The organism is Nocardia jejuensis NBRC 103114 (assembly GCF_001613145.1).
GTDB lineage: Bacteria > Actinomycetota > Actinomycetes > Mycobacteriales > Mycobacteriaceae > Nocardia > Nocardia jejuensis.
Genome location: NZ_BDBU01000010.1, coordinates 15,828 through 30,271, shown reverse-complemented (window position 1 = coordinate 30,271; position 14,444 = coordinate 15,828). Strand labels below are relative to the sequence as shown.

Genomic DNA, 14,444 nt, shown 5'->3' with positions numbered 1-14,444 from the left:
TACGACCCCGCTGTTCAGGTGCGACCCCGCTGTTCAGATACGACTCCGCCTCACTCCGCGTACGAGTCCATCGGCGGGCACGAGCAGACCAGGTTCCGGTCGCCGTACGCGCCGTCGATCCGCCGGACCGACGGCCAGACCTTGGCGCGCGCACCGCCCACCCCCTGCGGGTAGACGGCGATTTCGCGGCTGTACGGGTGATCCCATTCGCCGACCAGGCACTGCGCGGTATGCGGCGCGCCCCGCAGCGGGTTGTCCTGCACCGGCCAGACCCCGGCCTCGACCTGATCGATCTCGCCCTTGATGGCGATCATGGCGTCGATGAACGCGTCGACCTCCTCGAGGTTCTCGCTCTCGGTGGGCTCCACCATCAGGGTGCCCGCCACCGGGAAGCTCATGGTCGGAGCGTGGAAACCGTAGTCCGCCAGGCGCTTTGCCACATCGTCCACGGTGACGCCGGTGCGCTTGGTGATCTCGCGCAGATCCAGGATGCACTCGTGCGCGACCATGCCGTTGTCGCCGGTGTAGAGCACCGGGAAATGCGGATCCAGCCGCCGCGCAATGTAATTGGCCGAGGCGATGGCGGTCAGGGTGGCGCGGCGCAGACCGTCCGCGCCCATCATGCGGATGTAGGACCAGGTGATGGGCAGGATCGAGGCCGACCCGTACTTGGCCGCGGACACCGCGTGCGAGCCCGCCTCGAGCGGATCACCGGGCAGGTACCGCGCCAGATGCTCGCGCACCGCGACCGGGCCCACGCCCGGACCGCCGCCGCCGTGCGGGATGCAGAAGGTCTTGTGCAGGTTCAGGTGGCTGACGTCGCCGCCGAATCGGCCCGGTCGAGCCAGCCCGACCAGCGCGTTCAGGTTCGCGCCATCCACGTAGACCTGACCACCGGCATCGTGCACCAGGGCGCACAGCTCGGCGACCTCGTGCTCGTACACGCCGTGCGTGGACGGGTAGGTGATCATGATGCAGGCCAGGCGATCGGCGTGATCGGCGATCTTGGCGCGCAGGTCGTCCAGGTCGACGTCGCCGTTGGGGCGGGTCTTGACGACCTCGACCCGCATGCCGACCATGGCCGCGGACGCGGCGTTGGTGCCGTGCGCGCTGGAGGGGATCAGGCAGGTATCGCGGTGCGAGTCACCACGATCGAGGTGATACCGGCGGATCGCGAGCAGCCCCGCGTACTCGCCCTGACTACCGGCGTTGGGCTGCAACGAGACTCGGTCGTATCCGGTGACGTCGCACAGCCAGCCCTCGAGGTCCTCGACCAACCGGATCAGGCCCGGAGCGTCCTCTACCGGCGCGTACGGGTGCACGCGATTGAATCCGGGCCAGGTGATGGATTCCATCTCGGCCGCGGCATTGAGCTTCATCGTGCACGAACCCAGCGGAATCATGCTGCGGTCCAGCGCGACGTCCTTGTCCGAGAGCGCGCGCAGGTAGCGCATCATCGCGGTCTCGGTGCGGTAGCGGGTGAACGCCGGCGCGGTCAGGTACTCCGAGGTGCGATTCTCGATGTGCGGGCGCAGCTTTCCGTGGAACAGCGCGCCCTCGGGGCCCACCGGGATCTCCGCGCCGAAGCAGTCGAGCACGGCCACGACATGGGTGTCGGTGGTCGCCTCGTCGCACGCGATGCTCACGTGATCCGCGTCCACCAGGTGCAGGTTGATGCCCTGCCCCTTCGCCTTGGCGACGATGGCCTCCGCACCGCCCGGCACGTGCACCAGCACGGTGTCGAAGAAGCTCTGGTGCACGATCGCGTCGCCCAGGCCCGCGGCCAGCCACTGCGCGTGCCCGTGCACCCGGCGCGCGATCGTGCGCAGCCCGTCCGCGCCGTGGTACGAGGCGTACATGGCGGCCACGATGGCCAGCAGCACCTGTGCGGTGCAGATATTGGAGGTCGCCTTCTCGCGGCGAATATGCTGCTCACGGGTCTGCAGTGCGAGTCGGTAGGCGGTGTTGCCGTCGGCGTCGACCGAGACGCCGACCAGACGGCCCGGCAGCTGACGCGCGTGCGCGGTACGCACCGCGAGGTATCCGGCATGCGGTCCGCCGAAGCCGAGCGGCACGCCGAAGCGCTGCGAGGTGCCGAAGCAGGCATCCGCGCCCTGCTCACCGGGAGGCGTGATCATGGTCAGCGCGAGCAGATCCGCGCCCACCGCGACCAGCGCGCCGCGCGCGTGCGCCGCCTCGATGACCGGAGCCCAGTCCACGATCCGGCCCGAGGCGCCCGGCTGCTGCACCAGCACACCGAAGAATTCACCCTCGGGCAGTTCGCCGCCGGCCAGATCGGCCTCGACGATCTCGATGCCCAGCGGCTCGGCGCGAGTGAACAGCACCGTGCGGGTCTGCGGGAACAGATCGCTGTCGATGAGCAGTCGTTGCGACTTGCTCGATCGGTTCGCGCGCTGCAGCAGCGTCATCGCCTCGGCCGCCGCGGTCGCCTCGTCCAGCATGGACGCGTTCGCCACGTCCATCCCGGTCAGATCCGAGACCATGGTCTGGAAATTGAGCAGCGCTTCGAGGCGGCCCTGGCTGATTTCGGGCTGGTACGGCGTGTACGCGGTGTACCAGGCCGGGCTCTCGATCAGGTTGCGCACCAGCACCGGCGGGGTCAGGGTGTCGTAGTACCCGAGCCCGATCATGGTGGTGGCCACCGTATTCGAGCCGGCGAGGGCCGCGAGTTCGGCGAGCACCTCGTGCTCGCTCGCCGCGGGCGGAAGCGCGTCGAGGCCATTGCCCTCGGCGGTGTCGAGAATGCTCGCGGGCACGGCGCGCGCGGCGAGATCGTCCAGCGATTCGGTGCCGACGACGCGCAGAATGCGCTCGAGTTCGCCCGGATCGGGTCCGATGTGGCGGTCGGCGAAGGAACGAGACACGAAAGCTCCAGGGGGTTCGGGCGGGGGTCGATCCCGAGGATCGACGCGACGTCAGCCCTCCCCCTCTGTCGTTGGCGCCTGAGAGATTCGGCTCGCGGCGACCGCGTCTCGTGAACGCGGTGCCGTGTCCTTTCACCATGGGCGGATGGCTCGAGACCATCACTTTCCAGAGGCGCCGAAACTCCGCACGGTCCCTTGTGCCTGAGAGATTGACGGAGAGGTGCTGCTCCTTCGGCGCCCGGAGTTACCCGAGACTCTCCCGCACGGCTGCGACGCACCCACAGTGTAGTGCGCCGCCGGTTACAGGAATGTTGCCTGGGTTGATTTCACACGGGGAGGTGTCGGGCTACCCCGTTTTGCTCATGCGTGCCTTGCGCCGGAAGGACAGCTCGTCCTCGGGGCGCTCGGTGGTGCTGCCCGCTTCGGCGCGCTCGGCCGGGAAGCTGGCGATCGCCCCCGTCAGCTCGCGCATCGCGCCGCCGACGGCGATGCCGAAGACACCCTGACCACCCTGGAGCAGGTCCACGACCTCCTCCGGGGAGGAGCACTCGTAGACCGTGGCGCCGTCGGAGAAGAGGGTGATGCCGGCCAGATCCTCGACACCCCGGCTGCGCAGATGATCCACGGCGATGCGGATGTTCTGCAGCGAGATGCCGGCGTCGAGCAGCCGCTTGACGATCTTGAGGACCAAAATGTCCTTGAACGAGTACAGCCGCTGGCTGCCGGACCCCGTGGCGCTGCGAATGGACGGTACGACCAGTCCCGTGCGAGCCCAGTAATCGAGCTGACGATAGGTGATCCCGGCCACCTGGCAGGCGCTGGGAACCCGGTAGCCGACCAGTTCGTCCGGCACCGTGTCGTCGGGGAACAGCCCTGGCTGCACCACATCCTGAGGTTGCGGTTGATCTCCCACTGACTACTCCCTTGCTGCCATGCCTATCGCGACCCATACCTGTGATCCGAAACTGCGACCTGGAACGTGGCCTAACAATCGAGGCTACTCCCCTGATTCTCCCGACAGAATCGGCAGTCACCAAGCTTGGCGACGCGCGTGTTTCTAGACCTAAACCTAAGGTCGAGACACGGATCCGTCACGGAATCGGTACAGAGTGGGACGAACCGCCCAAGCGACCGGCCAAATCCGAAACGCTATTGGGTCACGCGGCGGCAACAGGGCCGGGCGCCGAGCCGAAAACTTCTCAGCTGTCCGTCGCCTTGAAGTCGTCCGGCGACACGGATTCGAGAAACTCCTTGAACTTCTCGACCTCGTCCTCGCGCTCGTCCGGCATCACGAGACCGGCTTCCTCGAGCACCGGCTCCTCCGCGTAGATCGGGCAACCGACCCGCAGCGCGATGGCGACCGAATCGGACGGCCGTGCGGAAATTCGCAAATCGTTCTCGAACACCAGATCCGCGTAGAAGGTGCCCTCCTGCAGATCCACGATCCGCACCTCTTTCAAGGTGTGGCCCAAGTCCTTGATCAGGATCTTGATCAGATCGTGGGTCAGTGGCCGGATGGGCGTGACGCCTTCCTGCTCCAGAACGATCGCGGTCGCCTCGGCCTGCCCGATCCAGATCGGTAGATACCTGTCGCCGGACACCTCACGGAGCAACAGCACGGGCTGGTTCTGTGGTTGCTCGACACGAATGCCGATCACACGCATTTCGCTCATGACCGTGCCTCGCTAGCGCTCATCGCCCTGCCTCCCATACTCGCCGGCCGCCAGACCTGCCCTCGAGTCGGCCGTATCACCGAGTCTAAGCGAAGATTTCAGCCCCCGAGCGAAGCGCGCACCGAGGTCTTCACCAGGCACGTGTGCAGTGTCAGCGACAGTGCCGCCAACTCACGTACGGTCTCCTCGGCACGGGCTCGGGCGTCCGCGTCCCGGCTCTTCGCGATGGGTGCGGCGATCTGCGCGACCATCGCGGCCTCTCGGTCCGCGGCCAGTTTGAAGGCACGCAAATGCCTTGCCTCCAAACCGAATTCGCTCAAAGCCTTGGCGGTGCGGGCCAGGGTCACCGCGTCGGCGTCGAAATACCCGGCAGCGCCGGGCGTGATCAGGTTGGCGCGAATCAGTTCGGTGAGGAACTTCTCGTCGATTCCGGCCTGAGACAGCAGGTCCGCCCGTGGAATCCGGATCTCGTGATCGAACCGGAGTTCCTCGGGCGACACCTCACCTGGCACGACACCGAGCCGCCGAAAGCGGCTCACCCCGTTGGGGGCTCCGGTATCGATGGGCACTGCGGCCGCTCGGGCGCGGGCTTCGCGTTCCCGCACCCCGAGCGTGGCAGCGCCGCTGTCGATCGCTTCGAGTTGTTCCTTGATCACCTTCAGCGGAAGGTACTGATCCCGCTGAGCCGTCAGCACGAACCGCAACCGCTCCACATCGGAGATATGGAACCTGCGATAACCCGAGGGCGTGCGCTCCGGGCTGATGAGTCCCTCCGATTCGAGGAATCGAATCTTCGAGATGGTGATGTCCGGAAAGTCCGGACGCAGCAAATCCAGCACGGAGCCGATCGACATTCCCCCGCGAGTCCACTGCGCTGCGCCAGTCATTCCCGTAAGTCCTATAGCGTGCCCGCTGCCTCGCTCGACGCGGGGCGCGGGCCGGTCAGGAATACGAGACGGAACTTGCCGATCTGCACCTCGTCGCCGTTCTGCAGCTCCGAGGAATCCACCGGCTCCCGGTTCACGTAGGTGCCGTTCAGGCTGCCCACATCGACAACCTGGAAGGTGTCGTCGTCCTGGCGGAACTCCGCGTGGCGACGACTGACGGTGACATCGTCGAGAAAGATGTCGCTGTCGGGGTGGCGTCCCGCGGAAGTCGTCGGCTGGTCGAGCAGGAAACGCGAACCCGCGTTGGGGCCCCGCTTCACAACCAGCAGTGCCGCGCCCGCGGGGAGACCCTCGACTCCTTGCACCGGCTGCTCGCCGGTCTGCTCGGTGCGCGACGTGTCGACCTCGTTCAGGAAATCGGCGCGGAACACCGAAGTGGTCTCGGCTGCCGTCTCCTGGTAACCCGGGTCCTTGTTCTCGCTCACCCTTGCTCTCCTCCTCGAACCGAATAATCCATGCAAGCAGTTGATGCCTTCAGCGATACGGCCACCGGCCGCTCCCCGCCTCGGGCAGGTCCGGACTCTCGAAAAACGTTCTCGAGCCCGGGCACCGGCTGCCGGCACATCTGTTGGCATTGACCGTACCCTGCCAGGGCGTACCCGTGCAGGTAGAACTGTGAAGGCTGCTTCAGCCTCCGATAACTCCTTGATAACCTGCGGCATCGAGCAGACCATCGAGTGCGGATTCGAGCGCTTCGGCGGAGTCCACCTCGAGCTCGAAGATCCATCCGTCACCATAGGGGTCGGTGTTGAGCGTCTCGGGCTCGGAGGTCAGAACCTCGTTCACCGCAACGACTTTCCCGGCCATCGGCGCGTAGATGTCGGACACGCTCTTGGTCGATTCGACCTCGGCGATGCTGTCCCCGGTGGCCGAATCCTTCTCGACCTCGGGCAGTTGCACGAACACCACGTCACCGAGCTGTGACTGCGCGTAGTCGGTGATGCCCACCCGCACCCGGGTCGGGCTCAGCGTGCGTACCCATTCGTGTTCCTCGGAATAGCGCAGTTCCTCGGGTAGGTCGCTCACAGGCGGATTCCTTTCAACGGGCGTTCCTCTCGGGATCGACGTCGATCCGTATGCCCCACACCCTATCGGCTAGCGATCTTCGTGCGGCGCGGCCGGTATCGCTCGTGCGATGGCAATGGCTTTGCCCAGGTAGAGCAGGCCGGTCCAGACGTAGACGGCCGTGCCCCAGACCAGGAATGCCCCACCGAAGGCTCGGCTGAAACCTGCGGCGGCCCAATCCATCTGGCCGGCCAGCGTCCACGGCAGCGCGGACATGAGCGCGAAGGTGGCGGCCTTGCCCAGATAGATGACCTCCGGCGGAGGCAGTCCGCGGCGTCGGTAGATCGGCAGCACCAGGAACAGCACCAGGTCCCGGGCGACCAGGATCAGCACCACCCACCAGGGCAGAATGCCGCGAATCAGGAAGCCGCCCAGGGTCGCCAGCAGATACAGCCGGTCCACCAGCGGGTCCAGAATCGCGCCCAGTTTCGAGGACTGATCCAGTAGCCGGGCCAGTTTGCCGTCGAGGAAATCGGTGAAGCCGCTGGCGATCAGCAGCGCGAAGGCCCAGCCGTCGGCCTTCTCGACCAGCAGCAGCCACAGGAAAACCGGCACGCCGATCAGCCGGATCAAGCTCAGCACGTTGGGCACGGTGAGGATACGGTCGCTGTAGACCGGATCGGTGCTCGGCTCGGTTGTCACAACCTGGTCTTACCTCACTCGCCGCGACGCCACCATCCGGGCACGCCGCCCGCCTGGGGGCGGACGGAAAAGATATGGTCGCGACCACATTCAGTCAGTGAGAGAATAACCCGGAAACTTTCTCATCGGTCGCTCAGCCCGCGACCGATCGTTCGGCCCTGCGAGAGGAACAACCATGCCCGACTTCGACTACGACGTCGTCGTGATCGGCTCCGGCTTCGGCGGGAGTGTGAGCGCGCTGCGTCTGACCGAGAAGGGGTACCGGGTCGCCGTGCTGGAATCCGGTCGCCGCTGGAACGCCGAGGACATTCCGAGCTCGAATTGGAATGTGCGCAAATCGATCTGGGCCCCCAAGCTCGGCCTGACCGGACCGCAGCGGATCAGCGTGCTCGGCAAGTGCGCGGTCTTCTCCGCCTCCGGCGTGGGCGGTGGATCCCTGATCTACGGCAACACCCTGTACGAGCCGCTGCCGGACTTCTACACCGACCGGCAGTGGGCGCACATCACCGACTGGAAGTCCGAGCTCGCGCCGTACTACGACCAGGCCCAGCGCATGCTGGGCGTGGCCCCCAATCCGCGGATGACCCCCGCTGACGACGTGATCCTCTCCGTCGCAAAGGATCTCGGCGTCGAGGACACCTTCCACCCCACCAATGTGGGTGTGTTCTTCAACGAGGAGGCCCCCGGCGAGGAGGTCGCGGATCCGTACTTCGGCGGAGTGGGCCCGCGCCGCAGCGGCTGCATCCACTGCGCGCGCTGCTTCACCGGCTGCCCGCACAATGCCAAGAACACCACCCCCACCAACTACCTCTATCTGGCCGAACAAGCGGGCGCGACGGTCTTCGAGTTGACGACGGTCACCAGCGTGCGCCCGATGACCGGGGGCGGCTACGCGCTCGAGACGGCCCGCTCGGATCGCTGGGTTCGCAAGCAGCGCAAGACATTCACCGCCGAGCAGGTGGTCTTCGCCGCCGCGGCGCTCGGCACCCAGAAGCTGCTGCACAAGATGCGCGACGAGCACATCCTGCCGAATCTGTCCCCGCGCCTGGGTGAGCTGACCCGCTCCAACTCCGAGGCCATCCTGAACGTGGTCAGCCGCGAGCGCGCCGATTTCGCCGAGGGCATCGCCATCACCTCCTCCATCCATCCCGAGCCGAACACGCACGTGGAGGTCTGCCACTACGGCAAGGGCCAGAACGCGCTGTTCCCCATGTCGGTGCCGATCGTGGACGGCGGCGCGTTCCGATTCCTGCGCTTCCTGCTGGCGATGATCGTGCATCCGCTGGTGTTCGCGCGCTGCCTGAACGCCCGCCGGGCCTCGGAGAAGTCGGTGATCCTGCTGGTCATGCAGTCGCTGGACAACTCGCTGACCTCGTTCCGGCGCTGGGGACAGCTCAAGACGCGGGCGGGCACGGGTGAACCCAATCCGAGCTGGATTCCGCTCGCGCACGAGGTCGGCCGCCGCTTCGGCGAGAAGGTCGACGGCGATGTGCACGGCCTGGTCATGGATGTGTTCAATATCCCGGCGACCGCGCACTACATCGGCGGCTGTGTGATCGGCGAGACGCCCGAAACCGGTGTGGTGGATCCGTACCAGCGCGTCTTCGGGCATCCGGGCCTGCACATCGCGGACGGTTCCGCGGTCACCGCGAATCTGGGCGTGAATCCCTCGCTGACCATCACCGCCCAGGCCGAGCGCGCGATGGCGTTCTGGCCCAACCGGCACGAGGCCGACACTCGCCCGGAACTGGGACTGCGGTACCGGCGCATCAGCCCGGTCGCTCCGAATCAGGCGGTGGTTCCCGATGCCGCCCCGGGCGCGCTGCGACTGCCGATCTTCCCGGTGCAACAGTTCGGCAGGCATGCGGATCGGTCCGATCAGCTCCACTGAGCGATTCCTCCCGCACACCGGTAAGTTCGATCGTCGTGTGTGCCAATATCTTCGACTTCCGCGCTCGAGTCTCGGCGGAAGAGGTGTGGGCTCGCGGCCGTGCGCTGCGGGACCGCACGCCCGTCGAGACCCGGGACCGGGCGGCGGCTTCCGCTACCCGGCCGGGAGTGCTCGACTTCATCGAATCGAGCAACCAGGGACGACTGTCGCACCTGGTCCCGCTGCGGATCGGCCGGATGGCGGCGTCGCCGTACTCGTTCTTCCGCGGTTCGGCCGGGCTGATGGCCGCCGATCTCGCCGCGGGCCCCAGCAGCGGGCTCTCGGCCCAGCTGTGCGGTGACGCACACGCCGCCAACTTCGGCCTCTACGGCACGCCGCGCGGCGAAATCGTCATGGACATCAACGATTTCGACGAAACCGTGCCCGGTCCGTGGGAGTGGGACCTCGAGCGCCTGGCGGCCAGCCTGGTGCTCGCCGGCCGGGAGGGCGGGGCCTCGCAGGACGAGTGCTTCGCCGCCGCCCGCGATGCCGCGCACTACTACCGTCAGACCGTCACGGACCTGGCGGAGCGTCCGTTCCTCACCTCCTGGACGGCCCTGCCGGACGAGTCGGCGATCGCCGAGGCCAGCGCGGACGCCCTGCTGGACGATTTCCGCAAGGCCGCCAAGAAGGCTCGCAAGAACACCAGCGCCAAGGTGGCGCGCAAGTGGACCGAGCATCTCGAGGATCACGTCACCGGGATCAGCAGCCGCCGCTTCATCGCGGATCCGCCGATCCTGACTCCGGTGGACACCGGGGTCGCCGACGCGGTGATCGACGGCCTCGGCGAGTACGTCGGCACGCTGCGCGAGTCCCGCCGCCGCCTCATCACGCGATACTCGGTGTCCGACATCGCTTTCCGCATCGTCGGCACCGGAAGTGTGGGCCTGCACACGTATCTGGCGCTCCTGCACGGCAACGGCGACGAGGTGGTCGTGCTGCAGATCAAACAGGCGCGACCGTCCGCGCTCACGCCGTATCTGCCCGCCCAGCAGCAGCGGCACGAGGGCGAGCGAATCGTGCAGGGCGCCAGAGCCGTTCAGGCCGAGACCGACATCCTGCTGGGCTGGACGACCATGGAGTTGAACGGAGAGCGGCTGCCGTTCATCGTGCGCCAGTTCCGCAATCTCAAGGGCGACATCGACGTATCAGCCCTGGACTCCGATCATCTGGACGATTACGGCCGCCTGGCCGGAGCGCTGCTGGCCCGCGCGCACACGCGCTCGGTGGATCCGCGCCTGATCGCCGGATACCTCGACGGCGCCGAACCGTTCGACGAGGCGATCGCCCGCTTCGCGGTCCGATACGCCGACCGCACCGAGGCCGACCACCAGGAATTGGTGAAAGCCGTCGAGAACGGCCGCCTGGCCGCCGACACCGGAAGCGACTGATCGGACCGACACCGACACACGGCCGGGCGACAAATCTGTCCCAGCGGGTGGCCTGTCAGTACCATTGCGATATCGAGCCCGTCCGCGTCGATTCGACGAGAATCGACCGACGAGAAAGGTGTAGAGCCGATGCTCGTCCGAGTACAGAACACCGCCGGCGCGCACGCCGAGAAGGTGCTCATCGATTGGCTGCGAACCTGGAAGGGCAGTGGGGACCCCAAGGGTGTCGCCACCGTCAATTGCAGTCTCTTCCACGGTGATCGGCTCTATCCCTTCGACGCGGTGGTGTGGACGCCGACCAGCTGCGTGGTGATCGAGGCCGAATCCCTGGTCGAGCGGATGGACGGCGAACTGCAGGTGCCGATCAACGGCCCATGGCGGATCGGCGACAAGCTGGTCAGCTTCGAGGGCGGCGACAAGCGCACGCCCCTGGACAAGTCCCGCGATCACACCTTCGCGCTGCAGAACTGGCTGGCCGAGCGAGGCCTCGGTCAGCGCGTCATCCACGGGGCCGTGCTGGTGATGCCGCCGCCCGGCTCGAAGCTTCAGGTGCAGCAGCTCTGGACCGACCCCAGCTTCCAGGTGCTGATCGGCGACGAACCGAGCCGTCTGCACGAGTACTTCACCGGTCTGCTCTCGCGAGGCCGCCCGCAGTGGTCGGCCAACGATGTGGCGTGGGCGTTCCGCGGTCTGGGCATCCTGCCGTATCTGCCCGGGCCGGAGGACCTGATCAACGAGGGCTTCCTGGGTCCGATCGACGTGACCCTGTGGCACGGCGGCCCGCAGCAGGCGCAGGCCGAGGCCTATGTGGAGGAGCAGGCGCGGCTCGAACGCGAGGCGGCCGCCGACGGGCCGCGGTTCCACGTGCCCGCACCCTGGTTCAGCCCCGGGAAGCTCTACCCGCGCCGCAGCGGCCAGCTGGACGCGGGGCGCAGCGTCATGCGGATCATGCTGATGCTCGGCATGCTGGTCGCGGTGCTGTGGGTGGTCTGGTTCATCATCGCCGGTGCTATCGCGTACGGGTGAGATACCGGAAGGGCAGGTAGGCGGCGGCCACGAGCGCGACGGCCGCCCCGGTCCCGCCGATCACGTCGGTCGGATGGTGGTAGCCGAGTCCGACCATGCCCACCAGCACGGCCGGGAGCACCACCGCCATCACCACCGCGGCGCTCACCCGCACCCGCACCGACTCGCTCACCAGGGCGAACGCGGTCACCACCGCCACCAGGTGCACGGTGTGCCCGCTCGGGTACGCCAGATAGTGCTGTAGCTGCCGGTCCCAGAATGGTTTGAGCACAAGCGAATTCATGATGATCGCCAGTTCCGGCGCGAGGAACATGAACGCGGCCCGCCACCATTGCCGCCGCACCGCGAACCACGCCACACCCGCCAGCAGCATCGGCACCACCACGTACCCGTTGCTCGGGAACACCAGCACCCGATACACCCAGGTGTGCGCGCCGACCGAGGTGTGGATGTGCTCCCCCAGCGACCGATCGAATCCGGTCGGGCCGCCGTCGGCCGGAAAGAACTGCGGCACAACGACGGTGACGAGTATCCCCACCAGAATCAGTGCGGGCAGCGCCGCCCGCCGGGCCCAGGAATCCACCGGCGTCGGCACGGGTACGGTCGATCGAGTCACCGCTGCACAGTAGTCAACGCACCCGGCAGGCCCCATACACGGTGGCTGCTGCGCCACAGCGATCACTGCACACGATCGTCGACAGGGTGCCCGCTCACTCGCGTAGCGCGACCCTCTCCAGCAGTGGCCGCGATCGAGCCGGCGCCCACCAGTTGGCCGTGCCCATGACCCGCATGAACGCGGGCACCAGCACCATTCGCACCAGCGTCGCGTCCAGCAGCACCGCCATCGCGAGCCCGATCCCCAGCATCCGGTTCATGGTGACCCCGCTGACCGCGATGCCCGCGAACACCACCGCCATCAGCAGTGCCGCGGCGGTGACGATCCGACCGGAGCGCGCGATGCCCAGCGCCACCGCGTTGTCGTTGTCCGCCCTCGTCTTACCCGAGTTCTTCCACTCCTCGGTGAACCGCGCGAGCAGAAACACCTCGTAATCCATCGACAGGCCGAACGCCACGCAGAACAGCAGCACCGGCAGCGTCGCGATCGTGTACCCGGTGGCGGCGGTCCCGAACCCGCCCAGATGGCCCTCCTGGAATACCCACACCAGCGCCCCGAAGGTCGCCGACAGCGAGAGCACGTTCAGCACTATCGCCTTGAGCGGCAGCACCACGCTGCCGGTGAGCAGGAGCAGCAGCGCGAAGGTGATCACCACGATCCAGAGGACCGCCTTCGGAAAGCCCTCCTCGATCCCCGTCGTGGAATCACCGGCCTGCTGTGCGAGCCCGCCGAACAAGGTCGGCGCGGGTGGCTGCACCGAGCGCAACGCCTCGAGCTGGCGGGTTCCCTGATCCGAGTAGGGGTCGAGGTGAGTGCCGACGGTCAGGTGCACGCTGTCCGGCCCCGACGCGCCCGGATCACCGGGTCCGGCGGGCAGACCGCGGGCGAAGGTTCCCGCCGGGCCGCTGACCCGCTCGACCTCCGGAACCCGGGACAGCGCGGCCGAATACGCGCCCACGTCGGTCCCCTGACCGCTGACGATGATGTGCACGGTCCCGGTGGCGTTGTCGTCGAACCGGTCCCGAAGCAACTCCCCCACCTGTGGCGCCTGCAGCGAAGCGGGCAGCACCCGATCATCGGGCAGTCCCAGCTTCAGCCCGAAGATCGGCGCGCCGAGCACCACCAGCAGCGCCAGCACGGGCAGTGCGCACACCGCCGGCCGTCGCTGCACGATCCGCGCGATTCGATAGAGCAGGCTTTCCCGCACCGGCCAGGCCTCGCGCAGGGGCTTGCGGTTGATCCGGTCTCCGAGCAGGGTCACCATCGCGGGCACCAGTGTCAGCGCGAGCACGATCGACAGCGCCACCACCGCGAGCCCCGCGAACGCGAGCGACCGCAGGAACGCCATCGGGAAGAACGCCATCCCGATCAGCGCGATACCCACGATGACTCCGGAGAACGCCACCGCTCGGCCGCCGTGCTTCATGGCGAGCCGCAGCGCCTCGGTCCGCACCCGCCCCGCCGCGATCTCCTCCCGGTACCGGCCGATGATCAGCAGTGAATAGTCGATCGCCAGCGCCAGCCCGATCGCGGTGACGATATTGAGCGCGAACACCGACAGCTCCACGACATAGGTGAGCAGGTACAGCACCGCACTGCTGCCGGCGATGGCGACGACACCGGTGACGAACGGGATAGCCGCCGCCACAACACTTCTCAGGTACCAGACCAGCAGCAGGAAGGTCAGCGGCAGCGCGATGGCCTCGGCGACGGCCAGGTCCTTCTGGGTCTGCTCGGCGGTCTCGGACCAGATCATCGCCTGCCCGCCCGCGCGCACGGTCACCCCGTCGCGGCTGCCGATGTACTGATCGGCCAGTTCCCGGGCGGATCCGGGCGCGTGGTTCTCGTCCCCGCGCACGTCGGCCACGATCAGCCCGACCTTGCCGTCCCGGCTCACCAGTGCCCGGCTCAGCTGCGGATCGGTCCACGGCGACACCGCCCGGGAGACCCGGGAGTCCCCGCGCAGCTGCTGTGCGATCTCATTGCCCCGCGCGGCGGCGCCGGACATGCCGCCGTCGGATTCGACGGTGAGCACCAACTGCATTCCCGACATGCCGTAGTCGCGTTCGAGAATCTCGGCCGCCCTGGCGGATTCGGAGTCGTTGGCCACGAATCCGCCGTTGGACAGCCGCGCGGCCGTCAGGGAGCCCACCGCACCGCACAGCAGGAACGCGATCCCGATCACGACGAGCGCCAGCTTCGGCGCTCGCATCGACGGTCCTGCCAACCTGGTGATCATCGACACGGGGACTCCCCTTCGCCTCATCGC

12 protein-coding genes and 1 riboswitch are annotated in these 14,444 nt (G+C 67.4%); of the genes, 3 read left to right on the top strand and 9 right to left on the bottom strand.

The window, feature by feature from the left end; translation table 11 throughout:
* Nucleotides 1-50: 50 nt before the first annotated feature.
* The 7 genes from gcvP to NJ1_RS07595 all read right to left on the bottom strand — a co-directional run bounded on the left by gcvP (nt 51) and on the right by NJ1_RS07595 (nt 7,212).
* Nucleotides 51-2,885, bottom strand: a complete 2,835-nt coding sequence (gcvP, locus tag NJ1_RS07625; RefSeq protein ID WP_067689428.1) for an aminomethyl-transferring glycine dehydrogenase — start codon at nt 2,883-2,885, stop codon at nt 51-53.
* Between the two features lie 178 nt (nt 2,886-3,063).
* Nucleotides 3,064-3,157: riboswitch (glycine riboswitch) on the bottom strand.
* 74 nt (nt 3,158-3,231) lie between these two features.
* On the bottom strand, nt 3,232-3,798 hold the full coding sequence (locus tag NJ1_RS07620; protein WP_067689425.1) for a MerR family transcriptional regulator: 567 nt from the start codon (nt 3,796-3,798) through the stop codon (nt 3,232-3,234).
* Nucleotides 3,799-4,084: 286 nt separating this feature from the next.
* Entirely contained in the window at nt 4,085-4,558 is a 474-nt protein-coding gene (locus tag NJ1_RS07615; protein ID WP_067689422.1) for a bifunctional nuclease family protein, read from the bottom strand.
* 98 nt (nt 4,559-4,656) lie between these two features.
* Nucleotides 4,657-5,412 (bottom strand): transcriptional regulator FtsR, encoded by a 756-nt coding sequence (gene ftsR, locus NJ1_RS07610; RefSeq protein WP_157573833.1) that lies wholly within the window; start codon nt 5,410-5,412, stop codon nt 4,657-4,659.
* Nucleotides 5,413-5,456: 44 nt separating this feature from the next.
* Entirely contained in the window at nt 5,457-5,930 is a 474-nt protein-coding gene (odhI, locus tag NJ1_RS07605; RefSeq protein WP_067689416.1) for an oxoglutarate dehydrogenase inhibitor Odhl, read from the bottom strand.
* A 202-nt stretch (nt 5,931-6,132) separates the two neighbouring features.
* On the bottom strand, nt 6,133-6,531 hold the full coding sequence (gcvH, locus tag NJ1_RS07600) for a glycine cleavage system protein GcvH (protein ID WP_067689413.1): 399 nt from the start codon (nt 6,529-6,531) through the stop codon (nt 6,133-6,135).
* A gap of 69 nt (nt 6,532-6,600) precedes the next feature.
* Nucleotides 6,601-7,212 (bottom strand): CDP-alcohol phosphatidyltransferase family protein, encoded by a 612-nt coding sequence (locus NJ1_RS07595; protein WP_067689410.1) that lies wholly within the window; start codon nt 7,210-7,212, stop codon nt 6,601-6,603.
* Nucleotides 7,213-7,387: 175 nt separating this feature from the next.
* On the opposite strand from NJ1_RS07595, the gene NJ1_RS07590 reads away from it, so the two are divergent.
* The 3 genes from NJ1_RS07590 (at nt 7,388) to NJ1_RS07580 (ending at nt 11,559) form a co-directional block, all read left to right on the top strand.
* Nucleotides 7,388-9,103, top strand: coding sequence for a GMC oxidoreductase (locus NJ1_RS07590; protein WP_067689407.1), 1,716 nt, complete (start codon nt 7,388-7,390; stop codon nt 9,101-9,103).
* A 35-nt stretch (nt 9,104-9,138) separates the two neighbouring features.
* The gene (locus NJ1_RS07585) at nt 9,139-10,533 is read left to right on the top strand and encodes a DUF2252 domain-containing protein (protein ID WP_174557052.1); all 1,395 of its coding nucleotides are present in this window, start codon (nt 9,139-9,141) and stop codon (nt 10,531-10,533) included.
* 129 nt (nt 10,534-10,662) lie between these two features.
* Entirely contained in the window at nt 10,663-11,559 is an 897-nt protein-coding gene (locus NJ1_RS07580) for a nuclease-related domain-containing protein (RefSeq protein WP_067689401.1), read from the top strand.
* On the opposite strand, the gene NJ1_RS07575 is transcribed toward NJ1_RS07580, so the two are convergent.
* Together NJ1_RS07575 and NJ1_RS07570 are read right to left on the bottom strand one after the other, a co-directional pair.
* On the bottom strand, nt 11,543-12,175 hold the full coding sequence (locus tag NJ1_RS07575; RefSeq protein WP_169813109.1) for a phosphatase PAP2 family protein: 633 nt from the start codon (nt 12,173-12,175) through the stop codon (nt 11,543-11,545). The genes NJ1_RS07580 and NJ1_RS07575 overlap by 17 nt on opposite strands.
* Before the next feature lie 94 nt (nt 12,176-12,269).
* Nucleotides 12,270-14,387: an MMPL family transporter gene (locus NJ1_RS07570; RefSeq protein WP_169813108.1), complete on the bottom strand. Its 2,118-nt coding sequence runs from the start codon at nt 14,385-14,387 to the stop codon at nt 12,270-12,272.
* Nucleotides 14,388-14,444: the final 57 nt, after the last annotated feature.

Bases quoted from the DNA above. Each gene is read 5' to 3' on its own strand.
- ftsR (WP_157573833.1), bottom strand. From the start codon at position 5,412: ATGTCGATCGGCTCCGTGCTGGATTTGCTGCGTCCGGACTTTCCGGAC.
- NJ1_RS07590 (WP_067689407.1), top strand. From the start codon at position 7,388: ATGCCCGACTTCGACTACGACGTCGTCGTGATCGGCTCCGGCTTCGGC.
- NJ1_RS07615 (WP_067689422.1), bottom strand. From the start codon at position 4,558: ATGAGCGAAATGCGTGTGATCGGCATTCGTGTCGAGCAACCACAGAAC.
- NJ1_RS07570 (WP_169813108.1), bottom strand. From the start codon at position 14,387: ATGCGAGCGCCGAAGCTGGCGCTCGTCGTGATCGGGATCGCGTTCCTG.
- NJ1_RS07580 (WP_067689401.1), top strand. From the start codon at position 10,663: ATGCTCGTCCGAGTACAGAACACCGCCGGCGCGCACGCCGAGAAGGTG.